The organism is Micromonospora sp. DSM 43699 (assembly GCF_055517075.1).
In genome coordinates this window covers 20,147-46,222 of sequence record NZ_JBTMMT010000003.1, presented here as the reverse complement: position 1 = coordinate 46,222, position 26,076 = coordinate 20,147, and the positions used below count along the sequence as shown (strand labels likewise).

Genomic DNA, 26,076 nt, shown 5'->3' with positions numbered 1-26,076 from the left:
CGGCTGCGGTCTCGCCGGGTGAGGGGTAACGGGTGTCGGGATCTTTGTCCCACGACCAGGGTGCCGTCGAGCCGTGGCCGACGATCAGGAGATGACCGCCGGGGCGCAGTGCGTGCGCCGCGGTACGCAGTGCTCGCGCGCGATCCAGCGCGAAGGGGGTGTGCAGGTACTGCGCCTGCGCGCACTACGCCAGGCCCGGAACATCTCACTGGCCGCCCTGGCGGCAGAGACCGGCCTGACCGCAAGCACGCTGTCGCGTCTAGAGAACGGGAAACTGCGCCCGACACTGGAGCAACTGCTGCCGCTGGCGTGGGCGCACGACGTCCCGCTCGACGAACTGGTCGCGGCCCCGCCCACCGGCGATCCACGTATCCACCTACGGCCGGTACGGCGATCCGGCTTCACCGTCGTGCCGCTGACCAGACGTCCCGGAGGCATCCAGGCCTACAAAGTGATCTATCCGCCGGCTGGGAAGTCGGCTACGACGACTTTGCAGACCCACGAGGGGTACGAATGGTTCTACGTACTCAACGGATACGTCAGGCTCGTCCTCGGTGACCAGGAATACCAGCTGGGCCCCGGCGAAGCCGCAGAGTTCGACACCCGTATCCCGCACCAGATCGGCAGCGCCGGCGCTCAGGCCGCGGAGCTGCTCACGCTCTTCGGCGCCCAGGGCGAACGCGCCCACCTGTCGCCCTCCCCGACATCGCCCACCTGAACGACCCGGCTCTGGGGCAGACACTTCACCCGAGCCGGGTCGAGGGTGGACGCGTTGCCGGCCAAGGCTGGCCATCCCCATCTCGTTGAACCGGTGGACGACCTGCCGGACCGTGTCCTCGTCGGCCTGCACGAGACGGGCGATGGACGGCACAGTGTTCCCGCCGGCCGAGGCGAGCACGACCATCGCCCGCCTCGGCCGGATCGGTGAGCCGGTTCCCCGGCGGGTGACTCTGAGCAGCTGCTGACCTTCTTGATCACCGAGCCGCCGCACGCGTACAAGATCCGCCACCGTCACAGCCTGACCGACACGACGCCGCCCGACCGACACGCCGGACGGCGGGTCAACCACCACCGTGAACGTTTCTGGTCACGGCACAGCCGCACCCGGCCAGGGGCTTCGGGTCAGGTCCGCTTGCGGCTCGCGATCTCGTCAGCGAGTTGCTGCACACGGGCCGGGTCCGCGTCCCGGGCAAGGGCGACGTAGTGGTCCATGACGGCCGGCCGGTAGCGCACGGGCAACGTCTGTCCCGGGGCGAGTCGGGTGAGCTCGGTGATCGTGAGGTCTTCGTCTGCGACACCGCGGAACGAGATGCCGTCGGCGGTCTCCACGTCGAACATCAGGACCACGCGAGGGTTGCTGTTCACCTCCCGCCAGTCGACGAGAACACCGAGCGCAAGCGCCCCCGTACGCAGTTCCGCATTGCGCTTCCGTGCATCGCCGCTCAGGAGCGGGTTCGGGGCGACGCCGGGGAAGTCGGGCCCGACGCCGAGCGACTCCCGACTCAGGTCGGGCCTGAGCTGCCCCATCATATCGTCGAGCTTCTTCTTCCAACCGAACACCCTGACCCGCTCCCCCACACCGGTGCCGGAATCTCAGCCTGACGCTTCGCCACCACCGCGATCATACGTCGCCGACCAATCCCTTCCGGCCCGAGCGTCCCGCCGGTTTCAGGAGCATCCCCTCGAACGACGACCACTGGGCATCCGAGAGCAACTGAAAAACGACGGGGCCAGAGTTCAAGCCAGAACACTGAACCTCTGTCAGACACGCCCTGGGCGTCGAACACTCCCGTGCACAGGCCCGCATCCACGATGTCCCCGGTCGGGGAAAACTCCGTCCTCGGCTGTCGGCGCATGAGTCAGGAGTGGTAAACGCCAAGCGCAGGCGGGTAAGCACGTCTCTCGGCCACCCACGTCGGTCTGGTGGTGGGCTGGTACGGCGCAATCGTTCTCTGCCTCGCGCCAGTCGGCGGAATCCTGATCGACCGCCTCGGCTCCCGCCGGTCCCTGATTGTCTTCTACCTGGTGGAAGCCACCGTCGTCGGCTCGCTGGCATTCGTCGACTCGTTTGTTTCCACACTGCTGGCCGTCTCGGGGATCGCGCTGGGCAGTTCGGCGATCCGGGCGGGGCAGGCCACCCTCCTCACCTCACTCACGGACGGCGGGCAAAGGCAGCGCGTCTTCGGCCTGGAATTCGCGTTGCTCAATCTCGGTCTCGGTCTGGGCGGGCTCATCGCCGGGATGATCGTCGACACTTCCCGGCTTGTCACCTTTCAGGCCGTCTATCTCCTGGCCACGCTGACGTAAACGGCTCCGATGTTGATCCTGATCAGTCACCGGCGGTGGGACGCCGGGTCGTCGCCGGGCCACGCCCAGGGACGACGCACACCCGCCCGGCAGGCTATCTCGCCGTCCTGCGGGACCGGACCGGTGATCAGCCCGATCCGCCGGTGGCCGAGCGCCACCAGGTGCGCCACGGCCAGCATCTCGACGTACTCGTCCTGGGTGATTTCGCCTGCGGTCTGGGTGCAGGGCACTGGGGTGAACCTGCTCTGCGCCAGGTTCGACTCGATGACCTGCGTGAAGGCGGGGAAGATCGGGTTCTTGGGCTCCGGCACCACCAGGCCGACGTGGCCGGCGCTGCGCTTGCGTAGCCGGGCGGGGCGCTCGTAGCCGAGTACGTCGAGGGCGGTCAGGACGGCCCCTCGGGTCTCCGTGGCCACGCCGGGGCGGTCGTTGAGCACCCGCGACACCGTGGCCTCGCCGACTTCGGCCTGCAGGGCGATGTCGGACAGGCGAGCGCGCATGGCGGTCGACTCCTCCGTTGACAGTATCGTTCGCGACGCCATACGTTTAACATGTTGGTTAAGTGAGAGGGCTTTCCATGGTAGCCACCGATCAGCTCAGCGCGGTGTTCTCGGCGCTCGCCGATCCCACCCGACGGGCGATCATCGCCGAGTTGGCCGCACGCGACGCCACGGTCACCGAGCTCACCGCTCCTCTGTCGATCTCGATGCCGGCGGTGTCCCGGCACCTGAAGGTCCTTGAGCGCGCCGCGCTCATCTCGCGGTCGCGGTCGGGTAAGTGGCGCGCGAGCCACCTCGAGGCTGCCCCGCTGCGCGAGGCGGCCGACTGGATCGAGCGCTACCGGCGTTTGTGGGACTCGTCCCTCACCCGCCTCGACGCCCACCTCGCTGCTGTGCAGGCCGCTGAGCGGGCGACGGACCGGACGGCCGACGACCATAAGGAGATGGAATGAGAACGACGACACCGCAGCTGGCGATCTCGCGTGTGTTCGACGCGCCGCGGAAGCTCGTCTACCGCGCCTTCACCGATCCCGAGCACCTGGCGGCGTGGTGGGGCCCGATCGGGAACTCACTGCCGCGCGACGAGATCGAGTTCGACGTGCGCCCCGGCGGCTTTCAACGGTGGACCGAGGTCAACGCCTCCAACCCCGGCCTTCGCGTCCACGTCCACGTCGACCTCACCGACGTCGTCGACGGCGAGTTGATCGACGGGATCATGCGCGTCAGCGGGCGGCTGCAGGAGGGCGTCGAGCCGTTCGAGACGAGACTGCGGATCGAGTTCCACGACGAGGCGGACGGTCGGACGCGACTCGCGATCCGCCAGTGGCTCCCCGAACATCTGGCGCGGCCGAGCGAGGAGGGCTGGCGTCAAGCGTTCACCAAGCTGGACGCCGACCTGCTGAATGTGCAGCCGATCCCTGAGAGGTAGAGGTATGGCAAAGCTGATCTACATGAACAACATGTCGCTCGATGGCTACATGGAGGACGAACGTGGCGCCTTCGCCTGGTTCCCCATCGACGACGAAGTGTTCGCGTTCCAAACCGAACTCGTACGGCCTGTAGGCACGTTTCTCTACGGGCGGCGCCTGTACGAGGCGATGGCTGTCTGGGAGACCGACCCCGCTCTGGCGGCGAAGTCGGACCTCATGGCCGGCTTCGCCAGCGCCTGGCAGGCGGCGAGCAAAATCGTCTACTCCACCACCCTCACCGCGGTGTCGACTGCCGACACCCGAATCGAACGCCGTTTCGACCCGTCCGCCGTCCGCGGACTGAAGGCCGCAGCCAGCAGCGACCTGATGGTCGGAGGCGCCAACCTCGCGGCACAGGCCTTCGATGCCGGGCTGATCGACGAGTGCGAACTGTTCATCCTGCCCATCGTCGTCGGTGGGGGTAAACCAGGGCTGCCGACCGGCATGCGCGCCGAGCTTGAGCTCCTCGAGGAGCGCCGGTTCCGAAACGGCGTCGTACACCTCCGCTACCGCCCCCTCGGACAGTGAACGACAAGCCCTTCCGGTCGTCGGGGTCTGCTGCACCGGTAGGTGACAGTTGCAGTCACGCGGCCTGACTGGCCGGTGGGGTCATGATGATCTCGTACTCGATAGGGGTCAACCGGGACAGGGATCGTCGGCGTCGTCGGCGTCGTCGGCGGTGGTGGTAGGCCCGTTCGATCCAGGTCACGATCGCGGTCCTGAGTTACTGGCCGGGCAGGCGGCGAAGAGGGTCGACCCGGCGGTCGTGAAGGTGCCGACGCTGCCGGAGTACCAGGTGATGCCCCAGGTCGTCGTGCCGGTGCTGCCCTCGCAGTAGAACTGCGAGGCACCGGACTCGCAGGAGGGTGCCGGGGCGGCGGCGAGGGCCGGGGTAGCAGCGGCGGCGAGGCTCAGCCGCGACGCCCTGGGCCTGGCTCACGTACGGTTAGCGAGCGGACCAGGCTGGCGTCTGTCCGGATCGGTGGCTCGTGTCCCACCGCGATCGGATCGTGGCCGACTCGGGCGTACGAACCGCACCCCCGAGTCGGCGCAACGATCGGCAGCCCGTTACCGCCGGTCGGGCTTGACATCCACCTCTGTTCTCTGTCAGGCGGGCACGAACTGCCACTGCTGGTTGGTGCCGCCGTTGGCGGTCCACTGCACGACCTGCGCTCCGTCACTGGTCGAGGCGCCGGAGACGTCGGCTGCCAGTCCGCTGCTGCGGCTGACGATGGTGTAGTAGCCGTCACCGGTGGGCCGCAGGTACCACATCTGGTTGGTGCCGCCGTTCGCCGACCACTGCTGCAGTTGCAGGCCCTGCGTGCTGCTGCCACCGTTGACGTCGAGCATCTTTCCGGAGGTGGTGTAGCGCAGCGTGTAGGCGTCCTGTGTGGTGCTGATCGTCCAGGTGGGGGTGCCGCTCTGCTGGACGGTCTTGGCGCCGTCGGCGGTGGAGTTACCGACGATGGCCAGGGGTTTGCCGCTGTTGCGGTTGACGATGCGGTAGGTGCCCGGTGCGGGCCCGGTCCCGCTGCCTCCGGCGAGGTTGAAGTACTCCACCGCGTCGGTGAAGACGGGGCTACCGGACTTCGTGGTCGACAGCTGCAGGTACACGCGGCTGCCGGTGGCGGGGGTGGTGAAGGACACCGGCTGGGTGACCCGCGAGCCGAGCGGGACGGTCAGGGTCGTGCTGCCGGACGCGACGACCGCGCCGGTCGGGCTGTCGAGCCGGGCGGTCCAGGTGAAGCCCACCGAGGTGTCGGCGAAGTCGTCGTTGAACACGGTGATGTTGCGGGTGACCGTGGCGTTGCGGGCGTAGCTGGGCACCGCCTGCGGCAGCGGGAAGGTGCCGTTCGAGTCCGAATTGCCGGAGGCCGACCAGAAGGGGAGGTCGACCGCGGCCACCGGGTTGAACGCCGCCTGCACACGCTGGATCTGCGGGTTGCTCCACGGGTCGGGCAGGTTGTCCACGCCATAGATGGGGTGACCACCCTCCTCCGGGGTGAAGTCGGTGCTCCGCACGCCGGGCACCACGCTGGCCCAGGCGGACAGCAGCGTGTACGGACGCAGGTCGGTGGCGCCCTTGCCGCGCTTGGCCAGGGTTGCCGTGGCGAACCACTCGAAGCCCTGCTTGTTGTTGCAGGCGGGCCAGATGTACTCGCCCTCGCCGTCGGGCCGCCCGTTCACGGTGATCAGGCCCTCCCCGTACCTGCCGAAGCCGTCGACGTAGTGCGGGATCACCGCGAAGTTGGCGTACGTCATCCCGGGATACAGGCTGACATTCCCGCCGACACCCACCTCGGCGATGATCGGCCGGGTTCCGTCGGCGCCGTTCATCGCCGCGTACAGCTCCTTCTCGAACTGTTCGGAATCCTGGCCGCTCTGGTTCGGCTCGTTGTTCTGACTCCAGCGGATGATCGCGGGGTGGTTGCGGTCGCGCAGGACCAGCGCACGGGCGTGGTTGACCATGTTGTCGTGCCCGACGGGCTCCTTCCACTCCTGCGAGGATTGGGAGCCGCGAATCGCGACCTCGTCGATGATCATCAGGCCCATCTCGTCGGCGACATCCAACATGTACGGGCTTCCGGGCTCCTGGTGGATGCGCACCACGTTGTAGTTCAGCCGCTGGTAGTTGTCCACCGCCTGCGGCCAGCCGCCGTTGCCGGACGACGGGGGCAGGAAGCCGGGCAGGGTGTGGTACGCGTCGCCCTTGCCGCCGTTGTTGATCCGGTCATAGTCGGCACCCTGGAGGTTGTCGCCGCGGAAGTTCACGCGCACGCCGTTGAGGTAGTAGTAGTCACCGTTCTGGGTGGCCTCCCGGAACCCGAACCGGTACTCGGCGTCGCTCGTCCGGCCGTCGTCGGTGACGGCATGCACCGTCAGCCCGTGCAGCTGCGCCCGGTACCCCGACCGGTACGGCACGTTGGGCCACCAGTACGAGGTGCTGTCGAGGTTCCACGCGACCGGCCCGACGGTCACGGTCGCGGTCGAGCGGGCCGCCACGGTGACCGTACGGCTGGGCAGTTCCGGGTAGCTGAAAGCCGTTCCGTTCTTGGACGCCAGCGACCCGGTCAGCGTCACCGACCGGGAACTGCCCGACGTGTTCCGCACCGTCACGTCGTAGGTCAGCGTCTTGTTCGCCACCGACGTACGCACGAACGTGTCGCTGACGTACACGGCCGGGTACACCCGAAGGAACGCGGACCCGAAGATCCCCTGGGGGACCGCCTCGGACCACGTGGCGGCGTCGGGCACCAGGTACCGGCCGTTGGATGCCTTCAACGCGCCGCGGCCCTTCACGTTCACCGTGATCGTGTGGGTGGTGCCGGGCGCCGCGTAGGCGCTGATGTCGAAGTTCGACGGGGTGAACGCCGTCGTCTGGGTGGCGACCACCCGGCCGTCGACCGACAAGGTCGCCTGGTGGTTGACGGCGCCGAACTCGATCCAGGCCGACTGCGGCTGCCCCGAGTCCGGCACGGTGATGCTGCGCGAGTACACCGCCTCGTTCACGGTGGTGAAGCCCTGTTTGTACCAGCCGCCACCGGGCACCGCGATCGTGGTCGCCGCCCGACCCGCGGGCGTGAAGCCCCAGGTCCCGCTCAGGTCGACCGAGGCGATCGCGGCGTTCCCGGCCGCCACACCGTCAGCACCGGCGGCCGCCACGGCCCCCGGCGCGCCCGGCGCGGCCAGGGCAGGCCGGGGGTTCGCCAGGGGCAGGCCGCCCAGCGTCAGGGTCAGGCCGAGCGCCACGGTCGCGGCAAGCCCCCTGGCCGACGCCGACAATCGGCCACCCCAGTGGACGTTCTTACGTTGCACGGTAACCTCCTGTGACTCATCCGCCCGCTACGCAACACCGGTTCAGGGCGCAGCCTTCAAGGCCGACACTCGAACCGATTCGACAAATCTGCCGGCGTCGCCGACCACCCGGGAGGGATGGCTGCAGCCCGGATACATAGATATGTATTAATGCGTGTAGCGGGCGTGAAGTCAAGGTTTCAAGACGGTTACTTCCTGCTCCTGACGCCATGCAGGTGTCGACCGGCCGCCGGTGAGTGCGACCCTTCCGGAGTGCCAGGGCATCGCGCTCAGGGCATTCCGTGTCGCCGGCCCACCGACGCTGCACCGGTCGGGCAGCGAACCGATTCGCCGCTACGGCGCCCGGCCTCGTGGGCACGTCGAAGGCATGGACAGCGCTGCGGTCCTCGGCGAAGTCGGCGGGCGGCCCGGCCTGACTTGTTCGGTTCGAAAGTGGGGTTAGGGTGTGGCGAGGAACGCGCTTCGCCAGCCTCAGGGGCGGGTTGCGAGACCTTGATGGCGATTGTCTGATTGCGTAGACATGACAGCGCAATCATACAGGACTATGGCCGGCGACGGGAGGTGCCGTGACGCGACTGGCGAGGCCTGGTGGAAGCCCCCCGACGCCGCGCAGCGTGGACGTCGCGCGGCTGGCCGGCGTCTCCCAGAAGACGGTGTCCAGGGTCCTCAACGACGAGCCGTATGTCTCGGCCGACGTACGCCGGCGGGTCCTGGACGCCGCCGAGGAGCTCGGCTACCGGCGCAACCAGGCGGCCCGGGCGCTGGCCTCCGGGCGGACCCGGTCGATCGGCGTGGTGACGCTCGGCAGCGCCTTGTACGGGCCGGCGTCGTGGCTCATCGGCATCGAGCGCGCGGTCCGGAAGGTGGGCTACACGCTGCGGGTGGCCACCACGATCGAGGGCGACCCGGGCGGCATCGCAAGCGCCCTGGCGTCGCTGCTGGACCAGGGCGTGGACGGCGTCGTCATCTCCGAGCCGATCGACGAGGGCGTCGGCGTCATCAGCGTGGACGTGCCGGTCCTGGTCCTCGGCGCGCCGCCCACCTTCACCGCGCCGCAGGTGGTGACCGCCAGGGTCGGCGCGGGCCGGCTCGCGCGGGCCGCGACCGAGCACCTGCTGGAGTTGGGGCACGCGACCGTCCATCACCTGGCCGGTCCGCAGCGGTGGTATTCGGCACAGGACCGTCTCGCCGGCTGGCGCGAGGCGCTGCGAGCCCACGGCGCGGACGAGCCGCCGGTCGTCGAGGGCGACTGGTCGGCCGCGTCCGGCTACGCGGCGGGCCGGGAACTGGCCGGCGACGGCACCGTGACCGCGGTGTTCGCCGCAAACGACGACATGGCGATCGGTCTCATCCGCGCGCAGCTCGAGGCCGGGCGCCGGGTGCCCGAGGACGTCAGCGTCGTCGGGTTCGACGACATCCCGGTCGCCGCCTACGTCACTCCCCCGCTCACCACCCTGCGGCAGCCGTTCGACCAGGTCGCGCGGCAGGGCCTCGCGCTGCTGGTACAGGTCATCGAGAAGCCGGACGTCGAGCTTCCACCGGCGGCCGACCAACCGGTCGAGCTCGTCGTCCGCGCCTCGACGGCGCCACCACCGCCCCGGCCGATCCCGGGACGTGGCCGCCGAGCGATCCCCCATGCCCACGGTGGCCCGCACGGTCAGCCCGCCGGGGGCGAAGTCCCCTCCACCCAGCCCTGATCAGGGTCGATCTGTCCCCCTAAGGCGGCACGTCAGCCGAGGCCCGCACCGGCCGTCGCTGACGAGCGGCGGTGGCACCCGCGCGGACGCGCACCTCTCTCGATACCCCCTGTCCCCGGCGCGCCGGTCCCCCTGCCCTTTGGGTGGCAGTTCAGCATGGCCACATCGTCCCCACAGTTCCCGGTAAGCCACCGAACCTTGCTCGCCGCGGCCGGAGCGGTGTCGTTGAGTGCCGCGCTGGCCGCGTGCGGCGGCGACGGGAAGGGCGGCGCGGCACCTCAGCCGTCGCGGCGGTGAGCCAGACCGACATCGACAAGGCGATGTCGGCCGCGACCGGGCTGACGTTCTGGGCCCGGGTTCCGGACATCGCGCAAGAGGTGGCGCTGTTCGAGCAGAAGTACCCGGCCGTCAAGGTCAAGGTGGTCAACGGTCATCGCGGTCAGCTCCTCGTCGCGGATCGATCGGGTGCTGGCGGGGCGGGTCTCGGCGGCGTAGTAGGTCGACGGTGCGATCTGCGCCGGCGTGTCGTGCAGCGCCCGCAGGACCGGCTGGACACCGTGTTCGGCCTTCCGGGAGTCGACGAAGTCGACCCTCATCGCGACGGACGGTCCAACTCCGCCGCGATGAAACTCGCTGCCGACTTCAGGATCTGTATGTCCTCAAAGACCGCATGATGCTTGGGTTACGCAGCGGTCCGTGAACTCAGTCAATCCGGCAACCGGCGCGAGCAGCCCTTCGGCGTCCGCGAGGAGCACCCACCGGCTTCCCGAACGGCTTGAATCGCCTCGCCAACCGGTTCGGTGGCTCGTAGGGACCACAGTCGCTCGAGGGTGACAGAGCATGCTTTGATGATATATTTGCGTGTGTTGATCGACTGGTCGAGCGAGTTCGACGGTTGGCTGGCTGAAGCTGACTGAACTCGAACGCCGAGCAGCCGACGGGCATGGTCGGGCAGACGGGCAGTTCGACCCTGTCAGTGCGATGTTGGACTACCTGCAAGACCTCAAGGAGTCGCCGACGGACGACACAGACCCTCAATAGTGGGCGGCAGTCCCGCATGTACCTGGTCTGGCAGGTCTCGCACCCGTTCCGAAAGGTACGACCGACCGCCTGAATCGTGTGGTTCCCGCCCGACGCCCCGCCGGTGATCGTCTTGTTCGGCAACGACAAGGCCCAGATGGGTGATGTGTTCTACAACAGCGTCGGCAGCCGCGCCGACCAGGTAATCGCGGCCTACCTCAGGCGAACCGACGGAGGCGACGTTGACTAGCCAGTCCACCCGGCCCGAACCCACCACATTCGTCGGCGCCGACGCCGCGCGAGCGCGCATCGCACGCCCACGATTGCGACGCCGCGCCGCCCAGCGGGCCGACGCTATCCGCGCCGAGATGGCCGAAGCCGACCGGCTTTACGCCGAAAACCTGGCGGCCATACGCAAGGCAGCGGACCTTGCTCAGGTCGAGCCGGCCAAGGCCATGGGGGTGGCGCAGTCGGAGATCAGCCGCGTCGAGAGTCGCCTGACATGTTGCTCTCAACGCTTGCCAGCGATCTCGCCGCCGCAGGCGATCGGCCACGCGTCGTCGCCACCATCGCCGGGCACGACATCGAAGTAGACCTCACTCCGCGGATCGTGGACTATAACATTAGCGGCGCAAATCAGACAGGAGGTTTCTCTGATGACAATCGTGACGAACGCTCACGGCGAAGCGATGGCTGATGCGGTCAGCGCCGAGGCTGCCGGTGGGGATCTCCTCGCTCGGGTGCCCGATGCGCCTGCGGTTGATGCGCCGGCCACGGCGACGCAACTCGTCGGCCACCAGTGGTGAGCCGTGCGAGCCGCGGCGCTCGGCGTGGATGGCGCGGATCTTCGCCGGCCAACTCGTCGTCGACCTCGGCACGCCGCGCTCGGGCTGGCTGGGCGGCCAGCCACTCGTAGTAGCCCTGCCGACGCTTCACCGCCAGGACGCGGCACAGCCGCGCGACGCCGCGTCCAGAGCTGAACCGGTAGGCGGTGGATCAGCGACCCATCTCTTTGCACAATAGGCGGCTGCCTTGCGGAGAATGTCCTTCTCCATCTCCAGTTCGGCCACCCTCGTACGCAGCCGGCGTAGCTCCTCGCGCTCGCTGGCGCCGACCTCCTCCTTGCTGTCACGGCGGCCCGCGCTGCTCTGCTCGGCACGCTTGGCAGCGTTGACTCAACCACACACGGCCTCATGGTTCACGCCTAGTTCTCGGTCGATCTCACCCATCGTTCCGGTGACAAGCGGACCAACTCGACCGCGTCCCGGCAGAATTGCTCGGGGCACTTCGACAGACGGGGCACCAGGACGTCCTTCCCCCAGAGCATTGTCTGGGCTCAGGGTGCCCGACCCAGAGGGGGAACCTCAATCTACGCGTTTCGCCTGGCCAGACACTGTCACACCACCGAAGCCACCCGAGGGACCAGCCGGAGCATGATCAGGTCCTTCATCATCCTCGGATCACACCACAATCTTGAAACCCTCACCTTGTCGGACGGGACAGCGACACCCATACGCTGCAGCAGAAATCACCAACATGAATGGGTGATGTGGCGAACCACGGTTGAAACAGTCCTGAATCGAAGGAGGTGCCACTGTCGCGGATCACCGGCTGATTTCGGGGGACCGCAGCGCGCTACTCGCCGCTGTCTGCTCATCACCGGCAACCGGGCCGCCCCTTTCCCTGCTCCGTGGCGTACGCCGATCCGGCTGCCCGACTAATGCACCGGCCGTTCCGCCGGGCTGTCCGTGACCGAACTTATCTTTGGGAGAAATCGCGATGCGGGTTCGATCTCCGAATGTGTGGGTGGGGCGTAAAGCCGAGTTGTCGGCGCTGCACCACGTGATCGACCAGGTGCGCGGCGGCGTCGGAGGCATGCTGTGGGTGGAAGGTGACCCGGGGATCGGCAAGTCGTCCCTGCTCGCCGTGGGGCTGGATATCGCTCGAGAGCGGGGTTGCGAGGTCCTGTGGGCTACAGCCGATCTTCTCGGACGGTCGCTCCCGCTGCGTCTGATGATGGACTGCTTGCAGGTGCGGTCCAACTCGCCAGACCCACGCCGGGCGCGGATCGCCGACCTCGTGCTCCTGCGCCGTCCGGGCCTGATGGCCGGTGTGGACACTGCCCAAGCGGCCGCCGCCGAGTTGCTCATGGAGTTGGTCGAGGAGTCTTGCGCCGCGAAGAACACAGTTCTGGTGCTGGACGATCTGCACTGGGCTGACGACGTCTCGTTGATGTTGATGCATCGCCTCATGTCGATCGCGGCTGAACTTCCCTTGTCGCTTGTCTTCGCAAGTCGGCCGGATCCCCGCCGGCCGCTGCTGCGACAGTTGCGGACGGCGATGCGGGACAACCGTGGGGCCGAGCTGAGGCTTGGCCCGCTGCAGGCGCCAGAGGTCGCCGACCTCGTCGCAGGCATGGTCGGCGCGCCACCGGGCCGCGGCCTCACCAAGGTCACGGCGCAGGCGCTGGGTAACCCTCTGTTTCTCTGTGAGCTGGTCGACGCGTTACGGCGAGAGGGGCTCATACGGGTGGCGGCCGGTACGGCCGACGTGCCGGACGCGGCAGTGGGAATCACCCTCGGCAATGCGCTGAGCAGCCGGTTGACTGACGTTCCTGCGGGTACGGCCGACCTGGTGCGTCTGGCGGCGTTGCTGGGCACGGAGTTCACGGTGACAGATCTGGCAGTGCTCGTCGGCCTGCCGGCCATCGATTTGACCGCGGACGTCGAGCGGGCCATGGACGCCGGGATCCTTGTGCCGGCGGACCGTCGGATGGCGTTTCGGCATCCGCTGATTCACCAGGCGATCTACCATGGGCTGCCGTTGGCGATACGGACGGCGTTACATCGCGACGCGGCACGGGCACTGGCGGCGAACGGTGCCACGTCCGTACAGGTGGCGCAACAGCTGCTGACGGCGGATCTGCCCAATGATCCGTGGTCTCGGAACTGGCTGTTCCGGGAGGCGAACGCGCTGACGGTGGAGGCACCGGGCCTCGCCGCCGAGCTTCTCCGTAAACAGCTGCGCCACGGCGTCGACGCCGACGGCGCGCGGCCGGCCCTGCTGGTCGCCCTGGCATGGGTCCTGATGAGACTCGGCGAGCATGAGGAGGCGGAGGAATGTGCACGTCAGGCACTGGCCATCGCCCCCGACCCCGAAGATCAGGGTCGCATGTTCTGGGTCCTCGCCCGCTCCCGGTTCAGCGGCGGGCAGAACGACGCCGCGGCCGCGGCCCTCAGCCAGGCACTGCTGGGCCACGATTTGCCGCCGGTCTGGCGCGGGCGGCTGCTGGCGTCCCTGGCGATGTTCCAGCGCGCCGGGGTGGGCGCGATCGGACTGGCTGAGGCCACCGCCCGCGAGGCTCTGGCCGTCGGCGAGGCCGCCGCCGACGCCTTCACGATCGCCTACGCCCTGACGAGTTTGTCGATCATCCATTCGGTGCGCCGGAAGCATGCGGACGCCCTCGCGTGCGCCGACCGAGCGATCGAGGTTCTCGGGCTTTCCGACGAACACGCCGACTTGCGGGCCTTGCTGATGCACGGACGGATCTTCTCGCTGCAGAGCCTGAGCCGGTGGTCAGCGGCCGAGACCACCCTCCGGGAACTGGGCGGCGAGAGAGCCGGCCACGTCGCGCCCGGCGTCACCGCAGCGGTCCTGATGTACTGGACCGGTCGGTGGGACGACGCCCTCGCTGAGCTCGGCGAGGGCGACCGGAGCTTGGCCGCGGCCACCTACCACGGTCTGCGAGAGCGCGGCCCCGCCCTGTTGCTCCACGGGGTCGCCGCGCTTATCGCCGCCCACCAGCACAACGCGCGGGACACGGCGACGCATATCCAGGCCGGGCTGAAGTATCCGGTCTCTACCATTGCCGACCGGGAGAACAGGGATTTCCTGGTCGCCGCGCAGTCGTTGCGGGCGGAGCAGGATGGCGACCTGGAGCGAGCGACGTCACTTCTCACCGCGTTGCTGGACCGGCGGCCTGGCGAGATGACGCTGAGCCACCAGTGGCTACCCGATCTGGTCCGGCTTTCGCTGGCCGTCGACGACCACGCGGCGCTCGCCGCAGCCCTCGCCGCCTGCCGATCGGAGGCGGAGGCAGAGGCGCCGAGGGCACGGGCTGGCGCTGCCTACGACCGATGTCGCGGTCTGGCCGAGGTCGACCCCGTTCCGCTGCGCGAAGCGGAGTCGCACTATCGGACGTCGGGCGCATTGATCGAGCTCGCCGGCACTCTGGAAGACCTCGCCGTGGTCCTCGCCAGGTGCGGGGACACTACCGGCGCCCGGCGCGCGGCCAGTGAGGCGATCGATCTTTTCGCGAGTTTCGGTGCCCATTGGGACATCCGCCGGGCAGAGTCGCGTCTGCGTGGTGCCGGCATTCGCCGTGGTGTCCGTGGCCGCAGACCTGTTCGCCCGCAGCGGGGGTGGGGGGCGCTGACCCCGACCGAGATCGAGATCGCCCACCTGGTTACGGAGGCCCATTCGACAGCCGACATCGCACGGGCCATGTTTCTCTCCCCCCGCACGGTACAGACCCACGTATCGCACATCCTCACCAAGCTGGAGCTGCGAAGCCGCGCGGAGATCGCGGGGGAAAGCAGGCGGCGTGAGCCCGCCGAGCCACCGGAGGATGCGTCAGTTGACAGATGTCTCTCGCCTGCTGGATTGAAAGACTCAACACCGCCAACTGAGGAGGCTCCGTGAAGGTACCGAACTCGGCGGTCAGTGGGTGCGCGGCCGAAGCCGGAGGTTCCGGATCGCGTGAGGAGAAGATCATGCATGTTCAGCAGGGGGCACGTGCGGCAGCGAACACCCTCAGCGCGGCCGAGGTTCGGACACACCCCTGGTGTGGACCCCTGGACCGGGTACCACAGCGTTATCGGGGACCGCATCGGTTGAGCGCCGGAGGCTGGCAGAACTTTGTCGATCGGCTGGAGCGCCGGGAGGAGATGGCCGTCGTCCGAGCGGCCCTGACGGGTAACCATCAGGTCCTCGACGTGGGCGGTGGAACTGGGGAGATCACCCGTGCCGTCGCAGGCGACCTCGGTCGATGCGTCACCGTCGAGCCGCACGTCAACCGTGTCGAGCGGCTGCGACTGGGCCTGGGCAGCACCGACGTGGGTGAACTGGAGGTCCATCCCGGACGGGCGGAGGCTCTGCCGTTCTCGGACGGCACCTTCGACGCGGTGTTCTCCGCCTGGGTATTGCCCTACGTCGACAATCCGGTCAAGGCCGTGCGGGAGATCGCCCGGGTGTGCGACCCCACGCATGGCGAGGCCAAAGTGGTGCTCATCGGGGGATCGCCGGACAACGAGGTGGTAGCCCTACTCAACGAGGTCTGCGTGCCGATCGCCGGGGAATCCCACGATCACCAGGGCTATCTGCTCGCGACCGCGGCCCAGACGCTGTCCGAACATGGTTTCGGCCGGCTCTCTCTGAGCCGCACCGAAGCCGCCCTGCATTTCACGGAACCGAGTCTGGCTGAGCGGATCCGCGCAGCCGCGGACCTGCTGGTGAATTTCTGGTACGACGGACATCCGCGTGCCGCCGACATGCGGGAGGCTCTCGTGCCGGCCCTCAACCGCCATTTCGCCCGACGACCGCATGCCATCGGGGATCAAGGGCTGGTCCTCGTCGCCCGGCCTGGGGAGTCCGCTTGACCGCCGATCCAGAGACTGGAGGAAGCGGCTTGTGGCCCGGGGACAATCCACCCCGGTTGGTGGGACGACTGGCCCACTTGCGGGCGCTGAGGCAGGCAAGGGCAGTGAGTGCGGATGCGGGGCTCGTCCGCGTCGCGGTCACCGGCGGACCCGGAGTGGGCCGCAGCGCGCTGCTCGACGAGTTCGTGGGAGCCTGCCGCCAGGAAGGCGGGTTCGCTGTACGCGTCCGCTGCCGGCTGGCGGATCGTCAGGTGCCGACCGCGCTGGTCACCGACCTTCTTCGATGCCTCGCCGAAGAGGTCTCACCGATATCCGATGCGCGGCAGTCGACCTGCCAGACGCGGCCACCCCTGCTGGGTTGGCAACCCACCGGAACAGACGACTGGGCAGACCGCGACCGGCAGGTGTCCGCGGCACGGGCGGCTGTCGCCGCGCTGACTGAGCGGGGGCCGCTGGTCGTCGCGGTGGACGACATCACGTATGCCGGCCGCCCGGCACTCCAGTGGCTGCGGCAGGTGTTGGAGGCGTGCGCGCGACTACCGATCCTTCTGCTGGTGTCGATCCGCGCCGGCGAACCGCCCACCGCGCCGGAGCAACTGGCGGAGATGTTGACCGACGCGACCTGGATGGAACTCGACGGGCTGACCGAGGCGGAGACCGGCGACCTGTTGTGCACCCTGTTGCCGTCCCGGCCGGCCGGACGCTTCGTCGCCGAGGTCCACAGGTGGTGCGGCGGCAGCCCGTACATGATCGGGGAACTCGCCCAGGTCCTACGCAGCCGCTCCGCCGGCACCGGTTTGCCTCATAGTGTCGACGAGGTCGTACTGCACGACGCCTTGCGACTGGTGCGCGGGCGGTTGAACCGGCTGGGGACCGCGCTGATGCGAATCGTGGAGACCATCGCGGTGGCCCAGAGCCACGGCGGTGTCGACGCGGCGCTTGTCGCCCACCTCACCGGCCTCGACGTCCACGAGGTGCTGACCGCTCTGGACCTGCTGATCCGCATGAGGTTGATCGGGGACGCCGAGAGTCTTCCCCTGCGGCACCCGGCCCTGGCCACCGCGATCGCGGCGTCGATGACGGCGATGGCCCGCAGTGCGACGCACCTCAGCATCGCCGAGTACCTGTTCGTCCTGAACGCTCCGGCGGATCGCATCGCGTCACACCTGACCGCCTCGACGGTCGCACCGAGCGGGTCATGGCCGGTTCAGGTCCTCCTGCAGGCCGCCGATCACGCCCGGGAGACCGGCGCGGACGGCGTCGAAGGACGCTGTCTGGAATTGGCGGCCCGCGTCGCCACCGGTACGCAGCACCGGGAGGCCATGCTCCGGCTCGCTCATCTCGAAATCCGGCGGGATCCGGAAAGCGGGCTGCTCGCGGCCGTCGCGGTGCTGTCGGAGGACAACGACCGCGCCGTGGTGGCGGGGATGCTCGGGCAGATCGGCCGTGTCCTGTACGAAACGGAGCTGGGCGCACACCACCACGACCTGCTCGACCGCATCGATACGAACGTCCGCGGGACGGTGTTCGAGGGCTGGGCCGAGGGGTACCAGAAGTTGCACCGGCCTTTCCTTGGCCGCCCAGCGCAGGTGCGCCGGCGGATTCAGGGCCTGCTGAGCCCACCGGACGCGATGGCGGTGCTCGAGGGCGACGACACCGACCGGCGACCCGTGCAGACCGCGTGGTCTGCTCTGGATGCGTTCCTCCGCTATCTCGTCGATTCGGACCCGCGGGAGGCGGTGCGGGAAGCCCGGCAGGCATTGGGTCAGGACGGAACGGGGCTGCAACTTCACCCGCTGGCACGGACCGCGGCGTTGGCGGTGCTTGCGGACGCCGGCGATCATCACGAGGCAACCTCCTGGCTGAACCGGTTCGAGCGGTCGGAGTCCGAGGGCCGGTCGTCACCGAAGGGGTGGCTGGCCTCGGTCCGGGGCCGGATCGCGCTGGCCGTCGGAGACTTGGAAGAGGCCGGCAGATGTCTCAACGACGCACTGTGGGAGCCGGGAGAGCGGCCGGAAGCACCGCACGATCCGATCACCGTGATCCTGGTGGGACTGCTCGCCGACGTACACGTCAGCCGCGGCGAGCCGGACGACGCACGTACTCTGCTGCGTCGCTACCGGCTGATCGACGAGTTGCCGCCCGGTTGGCACTACAGCGAGTTACTGCTGGCCCGGGCCCGGATGCGGGCCGGTGACGGTGACCTCACCGGAGCCCGCCGAGACCTCGCCGACCTGCGAGCCCGCGCGTACCAGGCAGGCATTCGGCTGCCGGGGAGTCTCATGTGGCGCCGGTACGGCGCCGACCTGCTGGTGGCGGTGGGGCGTCGACGGCAGGCCGTACGGGTAGCCTGTGCCCAGCTCAAGTTCGCCGACGCGGTCGGGTCGCCCCTGGAGCGCGGCCGGGCACTGCGGGCCCAGGCATGTGCCAGCGGGACGGCAGAGAAACACCGTCTGCTACGCGAGGCAGTGGCTCTGCTGAGTCCCGCCGAAAGCCTGGACGCGGCGCATGCGCTCGCCGATCTGGGTTCGGCGCTGAGCGGATCGCTGACCCGCCAGGAAGCGATCACAGCTCTTACGCAGGCGGTGCATATCGCCGACCGGTGCGCCGCCGGCGCCTTGGCGCTGCGCTCCCGCCAACAACTGCTCGTCGCGCACGAGCGAGCGCCACGGCAGATGTCCCTGCGAGGCGTGCTCACACTGACCCGCCGGGAGCGGCAAATTCTCATCGACGCGATCCGGGGCGCCACCAACAACGGAATCGCTCAGACGCGGCACATCACTCGGCGGACGGTCGAACTGCACCTGTCGAGCGCATACCGCAAGCTCGGTATCACCGGGCGTATCGACCTGCCGCAACTGTTTCGCGACCCGGCGTTCTGGCCGCTGCTGGCCGATGGCCTGCCGGCGCGCGGGCGCCCGACGAACTGACGAGCCGGCCGCCGTGCCGTTGTGGCCCGGCGGCCCTCGCCACAGCATCAACCGGGCAGGTGGGTCCGGACCGTGTGGCCGATGCGGTGCGCCTCGGCGCGGATCTCGCGCTGCCAGCGTTCCCACAGACCACTCAACCGCGACGTGACGATCACCAGATCCACGGCCTTGTCCGGCAACAGTGTGTGTAGTCCGACAGCATGGCCGACGCGGCGACCCCGGCCGGCTATGCCATTGACCACCTGCGGATCGAAATCGAAAAGGACGGCGCCGGCCAGCCGATCCGGTATCTCCGGGCCGCAACCCAATACCGCGATGCGCGTGGCGTCCCCCAGCATGGCGACCTCCTGGTCGAGTTCATCGACGACCGACCGCCTCCGGGCTTCGACGGTCGCCGCGTTCAGGGCCCGGTACTCGTCCTCTACGTTCCATTGGTGGTTGATCTGGAAGCCATGCTGTTCCCGGGCGAACCAGCTGAACAGAAGTTCAACCACCGGTTCCGGATGACGCCGCAGGAACGTCAGCAGGTTCATCAGGTTGCTGGCCTGATCGACGTCGGCGGACCTCGGGTGTGGCACGTCGACCGCCCACGCGTCCCGGTTGACCTGGAACCGCAGGCCGTGCCGGAAGAGCCGGAAACCTAGTTCCAGATCCTCGCCACCCCAGCTGCGGAAACTCTCGTCGAATCCGCCGACGGCCCGGAACGCGTCAGCCGGCACCGAACAGTTCAGCGACCAGAACCACTGCCACGGCACGATGGTGCGGTCCAGATCGAACGCGAAGCGCTCGAACGCTCGATGCCGGATGTCGAGAAACGTCGCCGCATCGCCGTAGCGCCGGACCACCTCCGCCACCGGTGTGGTCCGCAGGGCGGCGGCGAGGCCGGGCGTCGGATCGCCCGGCCGGTAGCCGAAGGTGTATCCGATAACTGCGGCGGACCCCGCGGCGTGGGCCTCAAGGTGGGAGGACAGGAAATCCGGGCCGGGCAGAATGCCGCTGTCCACGAACACGAGCACCGGTGCCGACGCCATCCGGGCGCCCGCGTTGCGCGCCGCCGCTGCCCGGAATCCCCGGTCCGGCTGGAAGTGATACCGCAGGCGAAGCCTACGGGTGAAGTCCTGTACAACGTCGCGAGTGCCGTCGGAGGAACCGTCATCAGCGACAATGACCTCAACAGTGCCCGCCGGCATCCGTTGGGCGGTCAACGCCTCCAAGGTTCCCCGTAACAGGTCCGCCCGGTTATACGTAGGGATGACGACCGAGATTTGTGGTCCGGCGATGTTCACCTGCGCTCCGTTCCAGGCGGGGTTCAGCGCCGCGAAAAGACCGTGGCCACCAGTTCCTGCCGGGCCGGGCCGTGTTCCTGGAAGACGCCTCGGAAGACCGAGGACGTCATCTGGGCGGTAGTGCGCACCCCCCGCATGCTCATGCACAGGTGCTCGCCATGACCGATCACGGCGATGTCGACGGAACCCGTGATCGCGGTGATTTCGGTGGCGATGTCCTGCACGAGGCGTTCCTGCACCTGTAGTCGGTGGGCGTGGCGGTGCGCGATGCGCGCGAACTTCGACAAGCCCAACACGTCGCCGTCCGGCCGGTACGCAATGGTCAGCGAACACGAGAACGGCAGCAGGTGGTGCTCACACAGCGACCACACCTTGATATCCGAAACCATGACGATTTGCCCGTCGGTCCGCAACGGGAAGCGCGTACCCACGTCGCCGGCCTGAAAGCTACTGAACTCCCGCCACCAGCGAGCGAAGCGTGCCGGTGTCTCCTTCAGGCCATCGCGGTCCGGATCCTCTCCGATCTCGATCAGCAACTGCCGCGCAATGTGCTCCAGCGGATCCTGTGCGCCGGATGCACTTTCCGTCGTTGTCATTTCCCTCTCCGTTCGCCCCATACGGCGATATGCAGCCGAGTTGTCAGATTCCAGCCTCGGGCGACCACTTCGTCGCCGAGTTCTCGCAGCCCCTGCGCAACGCCGTCCGCCGTCCGTCCCTCCGGCATGATCCACACAGGACGGGTTCCGTAGGCTGCCACCACGGTCGCCACCTCGTCCAGGTCACTGACCGAGCGGCAAACAAACTTGAAGGCGGTTCCGGGAACGGCGGCCAGCGCGGCCAGCGCCTCCGGCCGCAGCCGGCGAGATTCCCGGTCGCCTGCATGGGCCAGCTTGGGGGAGACGTTGAACCGGACACCAAGGTCGACCAGCGCGGCGGCCGGGGTCACGGTGCCGTTCGTCTCGATCTCCAGGCGGTGGCCGTCCGCCGTCAACGCCGCGATCAACGGTCGCAACCGGGCCTGTTGATTGAGCGGTTCGCCGCCCGAGATGACCACCAGCGGCACATCCATCGCCGCCAACCGGTCGTGCACCGTGCGCCATGGCATCCGGTGCAGTTCGACCCGCGGATCGTAGGCCGTTCCCGAGTCGGCGGCACCGGTCCAGTCCCAGGTGTACGGCGTGTCGCACCAGTGACACGACAGGTTGCAGCCACCCAATCGGAGGAAGGCGCACCGCTGACCTGATGACGGGCCCTCGCCTTGAACGGTGCTCAGGTGGGGCCGAAAATCTCGTTCACAACGAGTATCGGCTCCACCACGGCATCACCTGCCTCCCGGTTCTCGTCTACACCGGCGTTCACGGGCGGTACTCCGCCCAGGTTTTAGGCGTCTCGGACACCCGGACCCCGGACAACTCCGGATAGCGTTCGTGCCACTGGTCGTAAATCCAGCGCGACAGATTCTCGGCCGACGGGTTCCGGTCCACCACGTCGTTCAGGTGACGGTGGTCGACCTTCTGATCCAGCCATCGGGAGAAGTCGGCCAGGTCGCCGTAGTCACGGACGAAGCCCACGTCGCTCAAGGCGTCCCGGCCAACGGTCAGCTCCAATGCCACGACGTAATTGTGTCCATGCATGCGAGCGCACGGGTGCTCTGCCGCCAGGCCGGCGAGCGAGTGACTGGCCGAGAAATGAAACTCTTTGCTGATGCGGAATGTCATGTCGAACCTCCTACGCCAACAATGGCCGACCCGGGCGCCCCGTTACATCACGGCGTTGACCGAGAGGTTGAGGGTCGGCCGACCGTAGAACGCGACGGGGCGCTGACGGCTCGGCCGCTTCGGTGGCTCGGCTCGAAAACTTCGGTCGTCCGCCGTGATGCATGCCGACCCGACCCGGACGACAGTGATCCAGGACAGCACCTTTCTGGCCCCCGCCCCTTCGGGCCGACTGCACCTGTTCGTGCCGACGCACCTGGAGGTATCCGATGACCCACGACGAGAATCGATCAGGCTCTTCCTCCGCCCTCATAGTCCTTTCCGGTGGAATGGACTCCACTACTCTCATGGCGTACTACTCAGCATTGCGATTCAGCCTGATCGCTGTCACCGTGGACTATGGTCAGCGGCATCGCCGCGAGATCGACTCAGCTCGGGCCGTCGCCGATCACTACGGCGCCGTGCATCAAGTGGTCGACCTCAGTGGTCTGGGCGGGCTGCTCCCTGGATCGGCACTGACCGACGACACCATGACCGTCCCGGATGGTCATTACGCGGAGGCGTCCATGCGCGCCACGGTCGTCCCGAACCGCAACGCGATCCTGGCCAACGTCGCGGTCGCCGTCGGCGTCGCCCACCGCGCCGGCGTGGTGGCGCTCGGCATGCACTCCGGCGACCACTTCGTGTATCCGGACTGCCGTCCTGCCTTCGTCACGGCCCTTTGCGAGCTGGTGACCGTCGCCAACGAGGGATTCCATACTCCGCGGGTAGAGGTGCCGTTCATGACCTGGACCAAGGCGGAGGTCGCGGCACACGGCGCCCGGCTGGGTGCCCCACTGTCATTGAGCTGGTCCTGTTACAAGGGCGGCGACCAGCACTGCGGAACGTGCGGAACGTGCTACGAGCGACGGGAAGCGTTCCATGAGGCCGGTGTGCCGGATCCGACCCACTATCTCGACGATGTCACGCAGTTCGCCCACCCGGCACGGTGACCACCCAAGTTACGCCGGTGCTGCACCTGTTCATCGAAGCGTCCCCCTAACGTCGGGCCGGACGTGTGACCTGGAGGTACGGTGACCGAGCTTCGCCCATTCACTCTCGATGACCGCCTGACCGTATGGGCGCCATACGAAGCCGAAGCCCGCTGGCAGTACGACGAGATCTTCTCCCATCGATGCTACGACGGCGTCCAGATCGAGCCCGACGGAATCGTCATCGACGTCGGCGCCAACATCGGGCTCTTCACCCTCTTCCTGAAGCGCAAGTTCCCTGACGCGCGAGTACGCGCATTCGAGCCGATGCCGCAACTGGTGCAGGCGTTGCGCCGAAACATCGAGGAACAGCAGCTCGGCGCAGTGTCAGTACACCAGAGGGCACTCGGCACCCAACAGGAACGAGCCTTGTTCGAGTACTACCCGCTGGCACCGGGCAATTCCACCCGCTATCCGGCTGACAAGGAACTGCAGATCGCAGTCCTCTCCCACGAAGCGCCCGAGGCGTTCATTCGGAGCCACTACCGCGCTGAACCGGTGTCCGTGCAAGTCGACCGCCTCTCCGACTACCTCGCCCCCGACGAACACGTCGGACTGGTGAAGATCGACGTCGAAGGTGCCGAACTCGACGTCCTCCGTGGCATCGATCAGCATCATTGGAAACTCATCGACCAGTTCCTCCTGGAGGTCCAGGACCTCGATGGCCGACTGGCCGCCGTCACCGCCCTGCTCGAGGCGTACGACTTCACCGTGGCCGTCGAACCGTCACCGCTGATCCCACCCGAGATCCGCACATTCCTGGTCACTGCGGTACGCCATGCTCCCTGAGCGGTCGCGATCGCCTCACCGCGACGCTGTTGGCCGCAGGGTGACCATCAGCATGCCAGCGAACCGACCGACCAACCCCCGAACCAAAGCCATCCGCCAACAGCTATGAAAGACCACCCGGACGAAAGACCGAGGTTAGTACGGGGAACCGGTGCCGGTAGCGGCTCGGGCCGGCGCTGTTGCGGGCGTTGTTCGAGCTGCTACGCGGCCCGGCGGTCACCACAGCGCAGCACGCCGAGCGCTGGCGGGCATGCTGATGACCGCGATCGACGGGACCACGATGACGGTCGCCGACACCGAGGCGGTCCGGGCCCGGTACCGCAAACAAACGCGGTGACCACGGTGGTGCCGGGCGCACCGGCGACGCGAGCCCGGCCTGGGGTTTCGTGCGATCATGTACGGCGTGCTCTGAGTACCGCAGGCCGTGTGTCGAGGGGTTCGGCGAGGAACTCATGGGCGCCTCGCAGCCGGGTACCGAGTAGCGTCTGTGCCCGTTGGATGGTCAATCGAATCTCGGCCGGTCGATGGGGATTCGCGCTGCGAATCGGCCGGATTGTCGCCGGGTCGAGGCCGTCCCGCGCCGCCACCAGCAGGCCGAGCTCATACCGGCTCACGGCATCTGCGCCCGCTACGTTCAGAATTCCGCGGTAGCTGCTGGCGGCTAGTTCGACCAGTGCTTCGGCAAGGTCGATGACGTGCACCGCGCTGCGGACTTCGTCGGTGAACAGTCCGCCATGGATACGACCAGCCGCCAGGTCGTGAGTCAACCGCTCGTGGTCGCCACGTCCGTCGCCCAGAATGAGCGAGGTCCTGACGACGACGGCGTTGCGGTGCACCGCTCGGACGGCGGTCTCGGCGGCTGCTTTCGCAGCACCGTACCGGTATATCGGATCGGGTGTGGCATCCTCGGTGTAGTGCATCGCCCGCCCGGAGAATATCGAATCGCTGGACACGTGCACGAGTCGAACACCAGCGGTTGCGACGGCTACGTTGGCTGCTCCGTCGGCGGTGGCTTCCCAGTCGTTTCGGTCGCGGGCAGCCGCGGCGTGGATGACCACGTCCGGCCGGATCCGGCGCAGCAGCTCTCGTACGGCTGCCGGATCGCAGATGTCCAGCTGCTGGTCGGCGGTCTCAGTCGGTGTCGCGAAGTAGGTGCCCACCACGTCCCAGCCCGCCGCGACGGCTCGGCGAAACAGCTGTCGGCCGAGCGTTCCGCTGCCGCCGGTGATCAGCAGACGGCCGTTCACGGGACCGGTGACACCACGTCGGGGGCGGCGTCCTGTGCCGCCTGGGCGGAGCCTGTCGGTGAAGTCACCCAGCGATCGGGGTGCCTGCGGTACCACTGCACGGTCTCGGCCAGGCCCTCGATGAGCGACCGGATCGGCCGGTAACCGAGGTCTCGGGCGGCCTTGGTCCAGTCCATCGAGTATCGGATGTCGTTGGACCTGCGGTCGGAAACGTAGTCGACCGAACTCCAGTCTGCGCCACAGGCGCGCAGGACGGTCCGGGCCAACTCGTTGTTGGTGAGCCCCGTGCCGCCGCCGATGTTGTAGATCTCGCCCGGGATCCCCTTGTGGAGCACCAGTTCTATGCCACGGCAGTTGTCCTCGACGTGTAGCCAGTTCCGGATGTGCTCACCATGGCCGTGGATGCTGACGCGGCCTCCGGCGAGCAGGCTCGTCACGAAGGCAGGAACGATCTTTTCATGGTGCTGACCCGGGCCGTAGTTGTTCGTGGACCGGGTGATGCAAACCGGTACGCCGTAGGTGTGGAAGTACGAGTTTGCGACCATGTCACTGGCCGCCTTGGACGCGGCGTATGGATTCGTCGGCCGAAGCGGGTCGTTCTCGCAGGCGGTCCCGGTCGGCAAGGGTCCGTACACCTCGTCGGTCGACACGTGCACGAACTTCCGTACGCCCAGTTGCGCTGCGGCATCGAGCAGCATACGGGTGCCCTGCACGTTGGTTGCGACGAACTTCTCCGTTGTCTCGAATGACCGGTCGACATGTGACTCGGCGGCGAGGTGGACGACAGCGTCGTGGGTTGCGACCAGGTCAGCGACCACGGTGCCGTCCAGGATGTCCCCCTCGATGAACGATAGCCGCGGATGGTTCAGAACACCGTCCAGGTTGTAGACGGTGCCTGCGTAGGTCAGCGCATCCAGCACGGTCACGCGGGAGATGTTCTCGTCGCGTAGTAGGCGCCGAACGAAATGCGAACCGATGAACCCCGCGCCACCGGTGACCAGAACTCTGTCCACAGCCGCACACCATCCTCGAAACAGCGATGTTTTCCGTCAGGTCCCGACCATCATGGCCGTCGGCCGTAGCCACCCACATCTCGGCCGCCCCCGAAGTGTT

General features: G+C 67.9%; 23 protein-coding genes and 3 pseudogenes. 15 read left to right on the top strand and 11 right to left on the bottom strand.

Going from position 1 to position 26,076, the window contains the following annotated elements:
• The first annotated feature begins 73 nt into the window (after nt 1-73).
• Entirely contained in the window at nt 74-718 is a 645-nt protein-coding gene (locus AC0AIB_RS02770) for a helix-turn-helix domain-containing protein (RefSeq protein WP_465095934.1), read from the top strand.
• A 90-nt stretch (nt 719-808) separates the two neighbouring features.
• Here AC0AIB_RS02770 and AC0AIB_RS02765 read toward each other — a convergent pair.
• Both AC0AIB_RS02765 and AC0AIB_RS02760 read right to left on the bottom strand, forming a co-directional pair.
• Nucleotides 809-904, bottom strand: a pseudogene (locus AC0AIB_RS02765) (hypothetical protein); the annotation flags it as partial.
• A 218-nt stretch (nt 905-1,122) separates the two neighbouring features.
• Nucleotides 1,123-1,560, bottom strand: coding sequence for a hypothetical protein (locus AC0AIB_RS02760; RefSeq protein WP_465095933.1), 438 nt, complete (start codon nt 1,558-1,560; stop codon nt 1,123-1,125).
• Nucleotides 1,561-1,911: 351 nt separating this feature from the next.
• On the opposite strand from AC0AIB_RS02760, the pseudogene AC0AIB_RS02755 reads away from it, so the two are divergent.
• Nucleotides 1,912-2,307: pseudogene (locus AC0AIB_RS02755) on the top strand (MFS transporter); the annotation flags it as partial.
• Between the two features lie 116 nt (nt 2,308-2,423).
• Here the strand turns inward: AC0AIB_RS02755 and AC0AIB_RS02750 are convergent.
• Nucleotides 2,424-2,807: pseudogene (locus AC0AIB_RS02750) on the bottom strand (LacI family DNA-binding transcriptional regulator); the annotation flags it as partial.
• A gap of 77 nt (nt 2,808-2,884) precedes the next feature.
• Here AC0AIB_RS02750 and AC0AIB_RS02745 point away from each other — a divergent pair.
• Genes AC0AIB_RS02745 through AC0AIB_RS02735 form a run of 3 tightly spaced genes read left to right on the top strand, consistent with a single transcriptional unit; the run spans nt 2,885 to nt 4,303 of the window.
• Nucleotides 2,885-3,259 carry an ArsR/SmtB family transcription factor gene (locus tag AC0AIB_RS02745; protein WP_328345448.1) on the top strand — a complete coding sequence of 125 codons (375 nt, stop codon included), beginning with the start codon at nt 2,885-2,887 and terminating at the stop codon, nt 3,257-3,259.
• Complete coding sequence (locus AC0AIB_RS02740) at nt 3,256-3,735, top strand: SRPBCC family protein (RefSeq protein WP_465095932.1); 480 nt, start codon at nt 3,256-3,258, stop codon at nt 3,733-3,735. Before AC0AIB_RS02745 ends, AC0AIB_RS02740 begins: the two co-directional genes overlap by 4 nt.
• 4 nt (nt 3,736-3,739) lie before the next feature.
• Nucleotides 3,740-4,303: a dihydrofolate reductase family protein gene (locus tag AC0AIB_RS02735; protein WP_465095931.1), complete on the top strand. Its 564-nt coding sequence runs from the start codon at nt 3,740-3,742 to the stop codon at nt 4,301-4,303.
• A gap of 55 nt (nt 4,304-4,358) precedes the next feature.
• Here AC0AIB_RS02735 and AC0AIB_RS02730 read toward each other — a convergent pair whose 3' ends face one another.
• Both AC0AIB_RS02730 and AC0AIB_RS02725 read right to left on the bottom strand, forming a co-directional pair.
• Nucleotides 4,359-4,484: a hypothetical protein gene (locus AC0AIB_RS02730; RefSeq protein ID WP_442930683.1), complete on the bottom strand. Its 126-nt coding sequence runs from the start codon at nt 4,482-4,484 to the stop codon at nt 4,359-4,361.
• Between the two features lie 398 nt (nt 4,485-4,882).
• The gene (locus tag AC0AIB_RS02725; RefSeq protein WP_465095930.1) at nt 4,883-7,591 is read right to left on the bottom strand and encodes an RICIN domain-containing protein; all 2,709 of its coding nucleotides are present in this window, start codon (nt 7,589-7,591) and stop codon (nt 4,883-4,885) included.
• 614 nt (nt 7,592-8,205) lie between these two features.
• Between AC0AIB_RS02725 and AC0AIB_RS02720 the strand changes: the two genes are divergently transcribed.
• The 8 genes from AC0AIB_RS02720 to AC0AIB_RS02685 all read left to right on the top strand — a co-directional run bounded on the left by AC0AIB_RS02720 (nt 8,206) and on the right by AC0AIB_RS02685 (nt 18,895).
• The gene (locus tag AC0AIB_RS02720) at nt 8,206-9,288 is read left to right on the top strand and encodes a LacI family DNA-binding transcriptional regulator (protein ID WP_328345440.1); all 1,083 of its coding nucleotides are present in this window, start codon (nt 8,206-8,208) and stop codon (nt 9,286-9,288) included.
• Between the two features lie 293 nt (nt 9,289-9,581).
• On the top strand, nt 9,582-9,962 hold the full coding sequence (locus AC0AIB_RS02715) for a hypothetical protein (RefSeq protein ID WP_328345436.1): 381 nt from the start codon (nt 9,582-9,584) through the stop codon (nt 9,960-9,962).
• Between the two features lie 470 nt (nt 9,963-10,432).
• Entirely contained in the window at nt 10,433-10,558 is a 126-nt protein-coding gene (locus AC0AIB_RS02710) for a hypothetical protein (protein WP_328345434.1), read from the top strand.
• On the top strand, nt 10,551-10,901 hold the full coding sequence (locus AC0AIB_RS02705; RefSeq protein WP_328345432.1) for a helix-turn-helix transcriptional regulator: 351 nt from the start codon (nt 10,551-10,553) through the stop codon (nt 10,899-10,901). Before AC0AIB_RS02710 ends, AC0AIB_RS02705 begins: the two co-directional genes overlap by 8 nt.
• Before the next feature lie 63 nt (nt 10,902-10,964).
• The gene (locus AC0AIB_RS02700; RefSeq protein ID WP_328345430.1) at nt 10,965-11,114 is read left to right on the top strand and encodes a hypothetical protein; all 150 of its coding nucleotides are present in this window, start codon (nt 10,965-10,967) and stop codon (nt 11,112-11,114) included.
• A 1,000-nt stretch (nt 11,115-12,114) separates the two neighbouring features.
• Complete coding sequence (locus AC0AIB_RS02695) at nt 12,115-15,009, top strand: helix-turn-helix transcriptional regulator (RefSeq protein ID WP_465095929.1); 2,895 nt, start codon at nt 12,115-12,117, stop codon at nt 15,007-15,009.
• Nucleotides 15,006-15,965 carry a class I SAM-dependent methyltransferase gene (locus tag AC0AIB_RS02690; protein WP_328345427.1) on the top strand — a complete coding sequence of 320 codons (960 nt, stop codon included), beginning with the start codon at nt 15,006-15,008 and terminating at the stop codon, nt 15,963-15,965. Before AC0AIB_RS02695 ends, AC0AIB_RS02690 begins: the two co-directional genes overlap by 4 nt.
• A 59-nt stretch (nt 15,966-16,024) precedes the next feature.
• The gene (locus tag AC0AIB_RS02685) at nt 16,025-18,895 is read left to right on the top strand and encodes a helix-turn-helix transcriptional regulator (protein ID WP_465095928.1); all 2,871 of its coding nucleotides are present in this window, start codon (nt 16,025-16,027) and stop codon (nt 18,893-18,895) included.
• 47 nt (nt 18,896-18,942) lie between these two features.
• Here AC0AIB_RS02685 and AC0AIB_RS02680 read toward each other — a convergent pair whose 3' ends face one another.
• From AC0AIB_RS02680 to AC0AIB_RS02665, 4 genes are all read right to left on the bottom strand, one after another.
• Complete coding sequence (locus AC0AIB_RS02680; protein WP_465095927.1) at nt 18,943-20,181, bottom strand: glycosyltransferase family 2 protein; 1,239 nt, start codon at nt 20,179-20,181, stop codon at nt 18,943-18,945.
• A gap of 23 nt (nt 20,182-20,204) precedes the next feature.
• Entirely contained in the window at nt 20,205-20,777 is a 573-nt protein-coding gene (gene folE / locus AC0AIB_RS02675; protein WP_328345421.1) for a GTP cyclohydrolase I, read from the bottom strand.
• Nucleotides 20,774-21,397, bottom strand: a complete 624-nt coding sequence (locus AC0AIB_RS02670; protein ID WP_328345419.1) for a 7-carboxy-7-deazaguanine synthase QueE — start codon at nt 21,395-21,397, stop codon at nt 20,774-20,776. The genes folE and AC0AIB_RS02670 overlap by 4 nt, the downstream gene beginning before the upstream one ends.
• A gap of 139 nt (nt 21,398-21,536) precedes the next feature.
• Nucleotides 21,537-21,899, bottom strand: coding sequence for a 6-pyruvoyl trahydropterin synthase family protein (locus tag AC0AIB_RS02665; protein WP_328345417.1), 363 nt, complete (start codon nt 21,897-21,899; stop codon nt 21,537-21,539).
• 266 nt (nt 21,900-22,165) lie between these two features.
• Here AC0AIB_RS02665 and queC point away from each other — a divergent pair, with 266 nt between their 5' ends.
• Both queC and AC0AIB_RS02655 read left to right on the top strand, forming a co-directional pair.
• Nucleotides 22,166-22,888 carry a 7-cyano-7-deazaguanine synthase QueC gene (queC, locus tag AC0AIB_RS02660; RefSeq protein WP_465095926.1) on the top strand — a complete coding sequence of 241 codons (723 nt, stop codon included), beginning with the start codon at nt 22,166-22,168 and terminating at the stop codon, nt 22,886-22,888.
• Between the two features lie 81 nt (nt 22,889-22,969).
• Nucleotides 22,970-23,716: an FkbM family methyltransferase gene (locus AC0AIB_RS02655; protein ID WP_328345413.1), complete on the top strand. Its 747-nt coding sequence runs from the start codon at nt 22,970-22,972 to the stop codon at nt 23,714-23,716.
• 392 nt (nt 23,717-24,108) lie between these two features.
• On the opposite strand, the gene AC0AIB_RS02650 is transcribed toward AC0AIB_RS02655, so the two are convergent.
• Both AC0AIB_RS02650 and rfbB read right to left on the bottom strand, forming a co-directional pair.
• Nucleotides 24,109-24,963, bottom strand: coding sequence for an SDR family oxidoreductase (locus tag AC0AIB_RS02650; RefSeq protein ID WP_465095925.1), 855 nt, complete (start codon nt 24,961-24,963; stop codon nt 24,109-24,111).
• The gene (gene rfbB / locus AC0AIB_RS02645; RefSeq protein ID WP_328345410.1) at nt 24,960-25,976 is read right to left on the bottom strand and encodes a dTDP-glucose 4,6-dehydratase; all 1,017 of its coding nucleotides are present in this window, start codon (nt 25,974-25,976) and stop codon (nt 24,960-24,962) included. The genes AC0AIB_RS02650 and rfbB overlap by 4 nt, the downstream gene beginning before the upstream one ends.
• Nucleotides 25,977-26,076 lie beyond the last annotated feature (100 nt).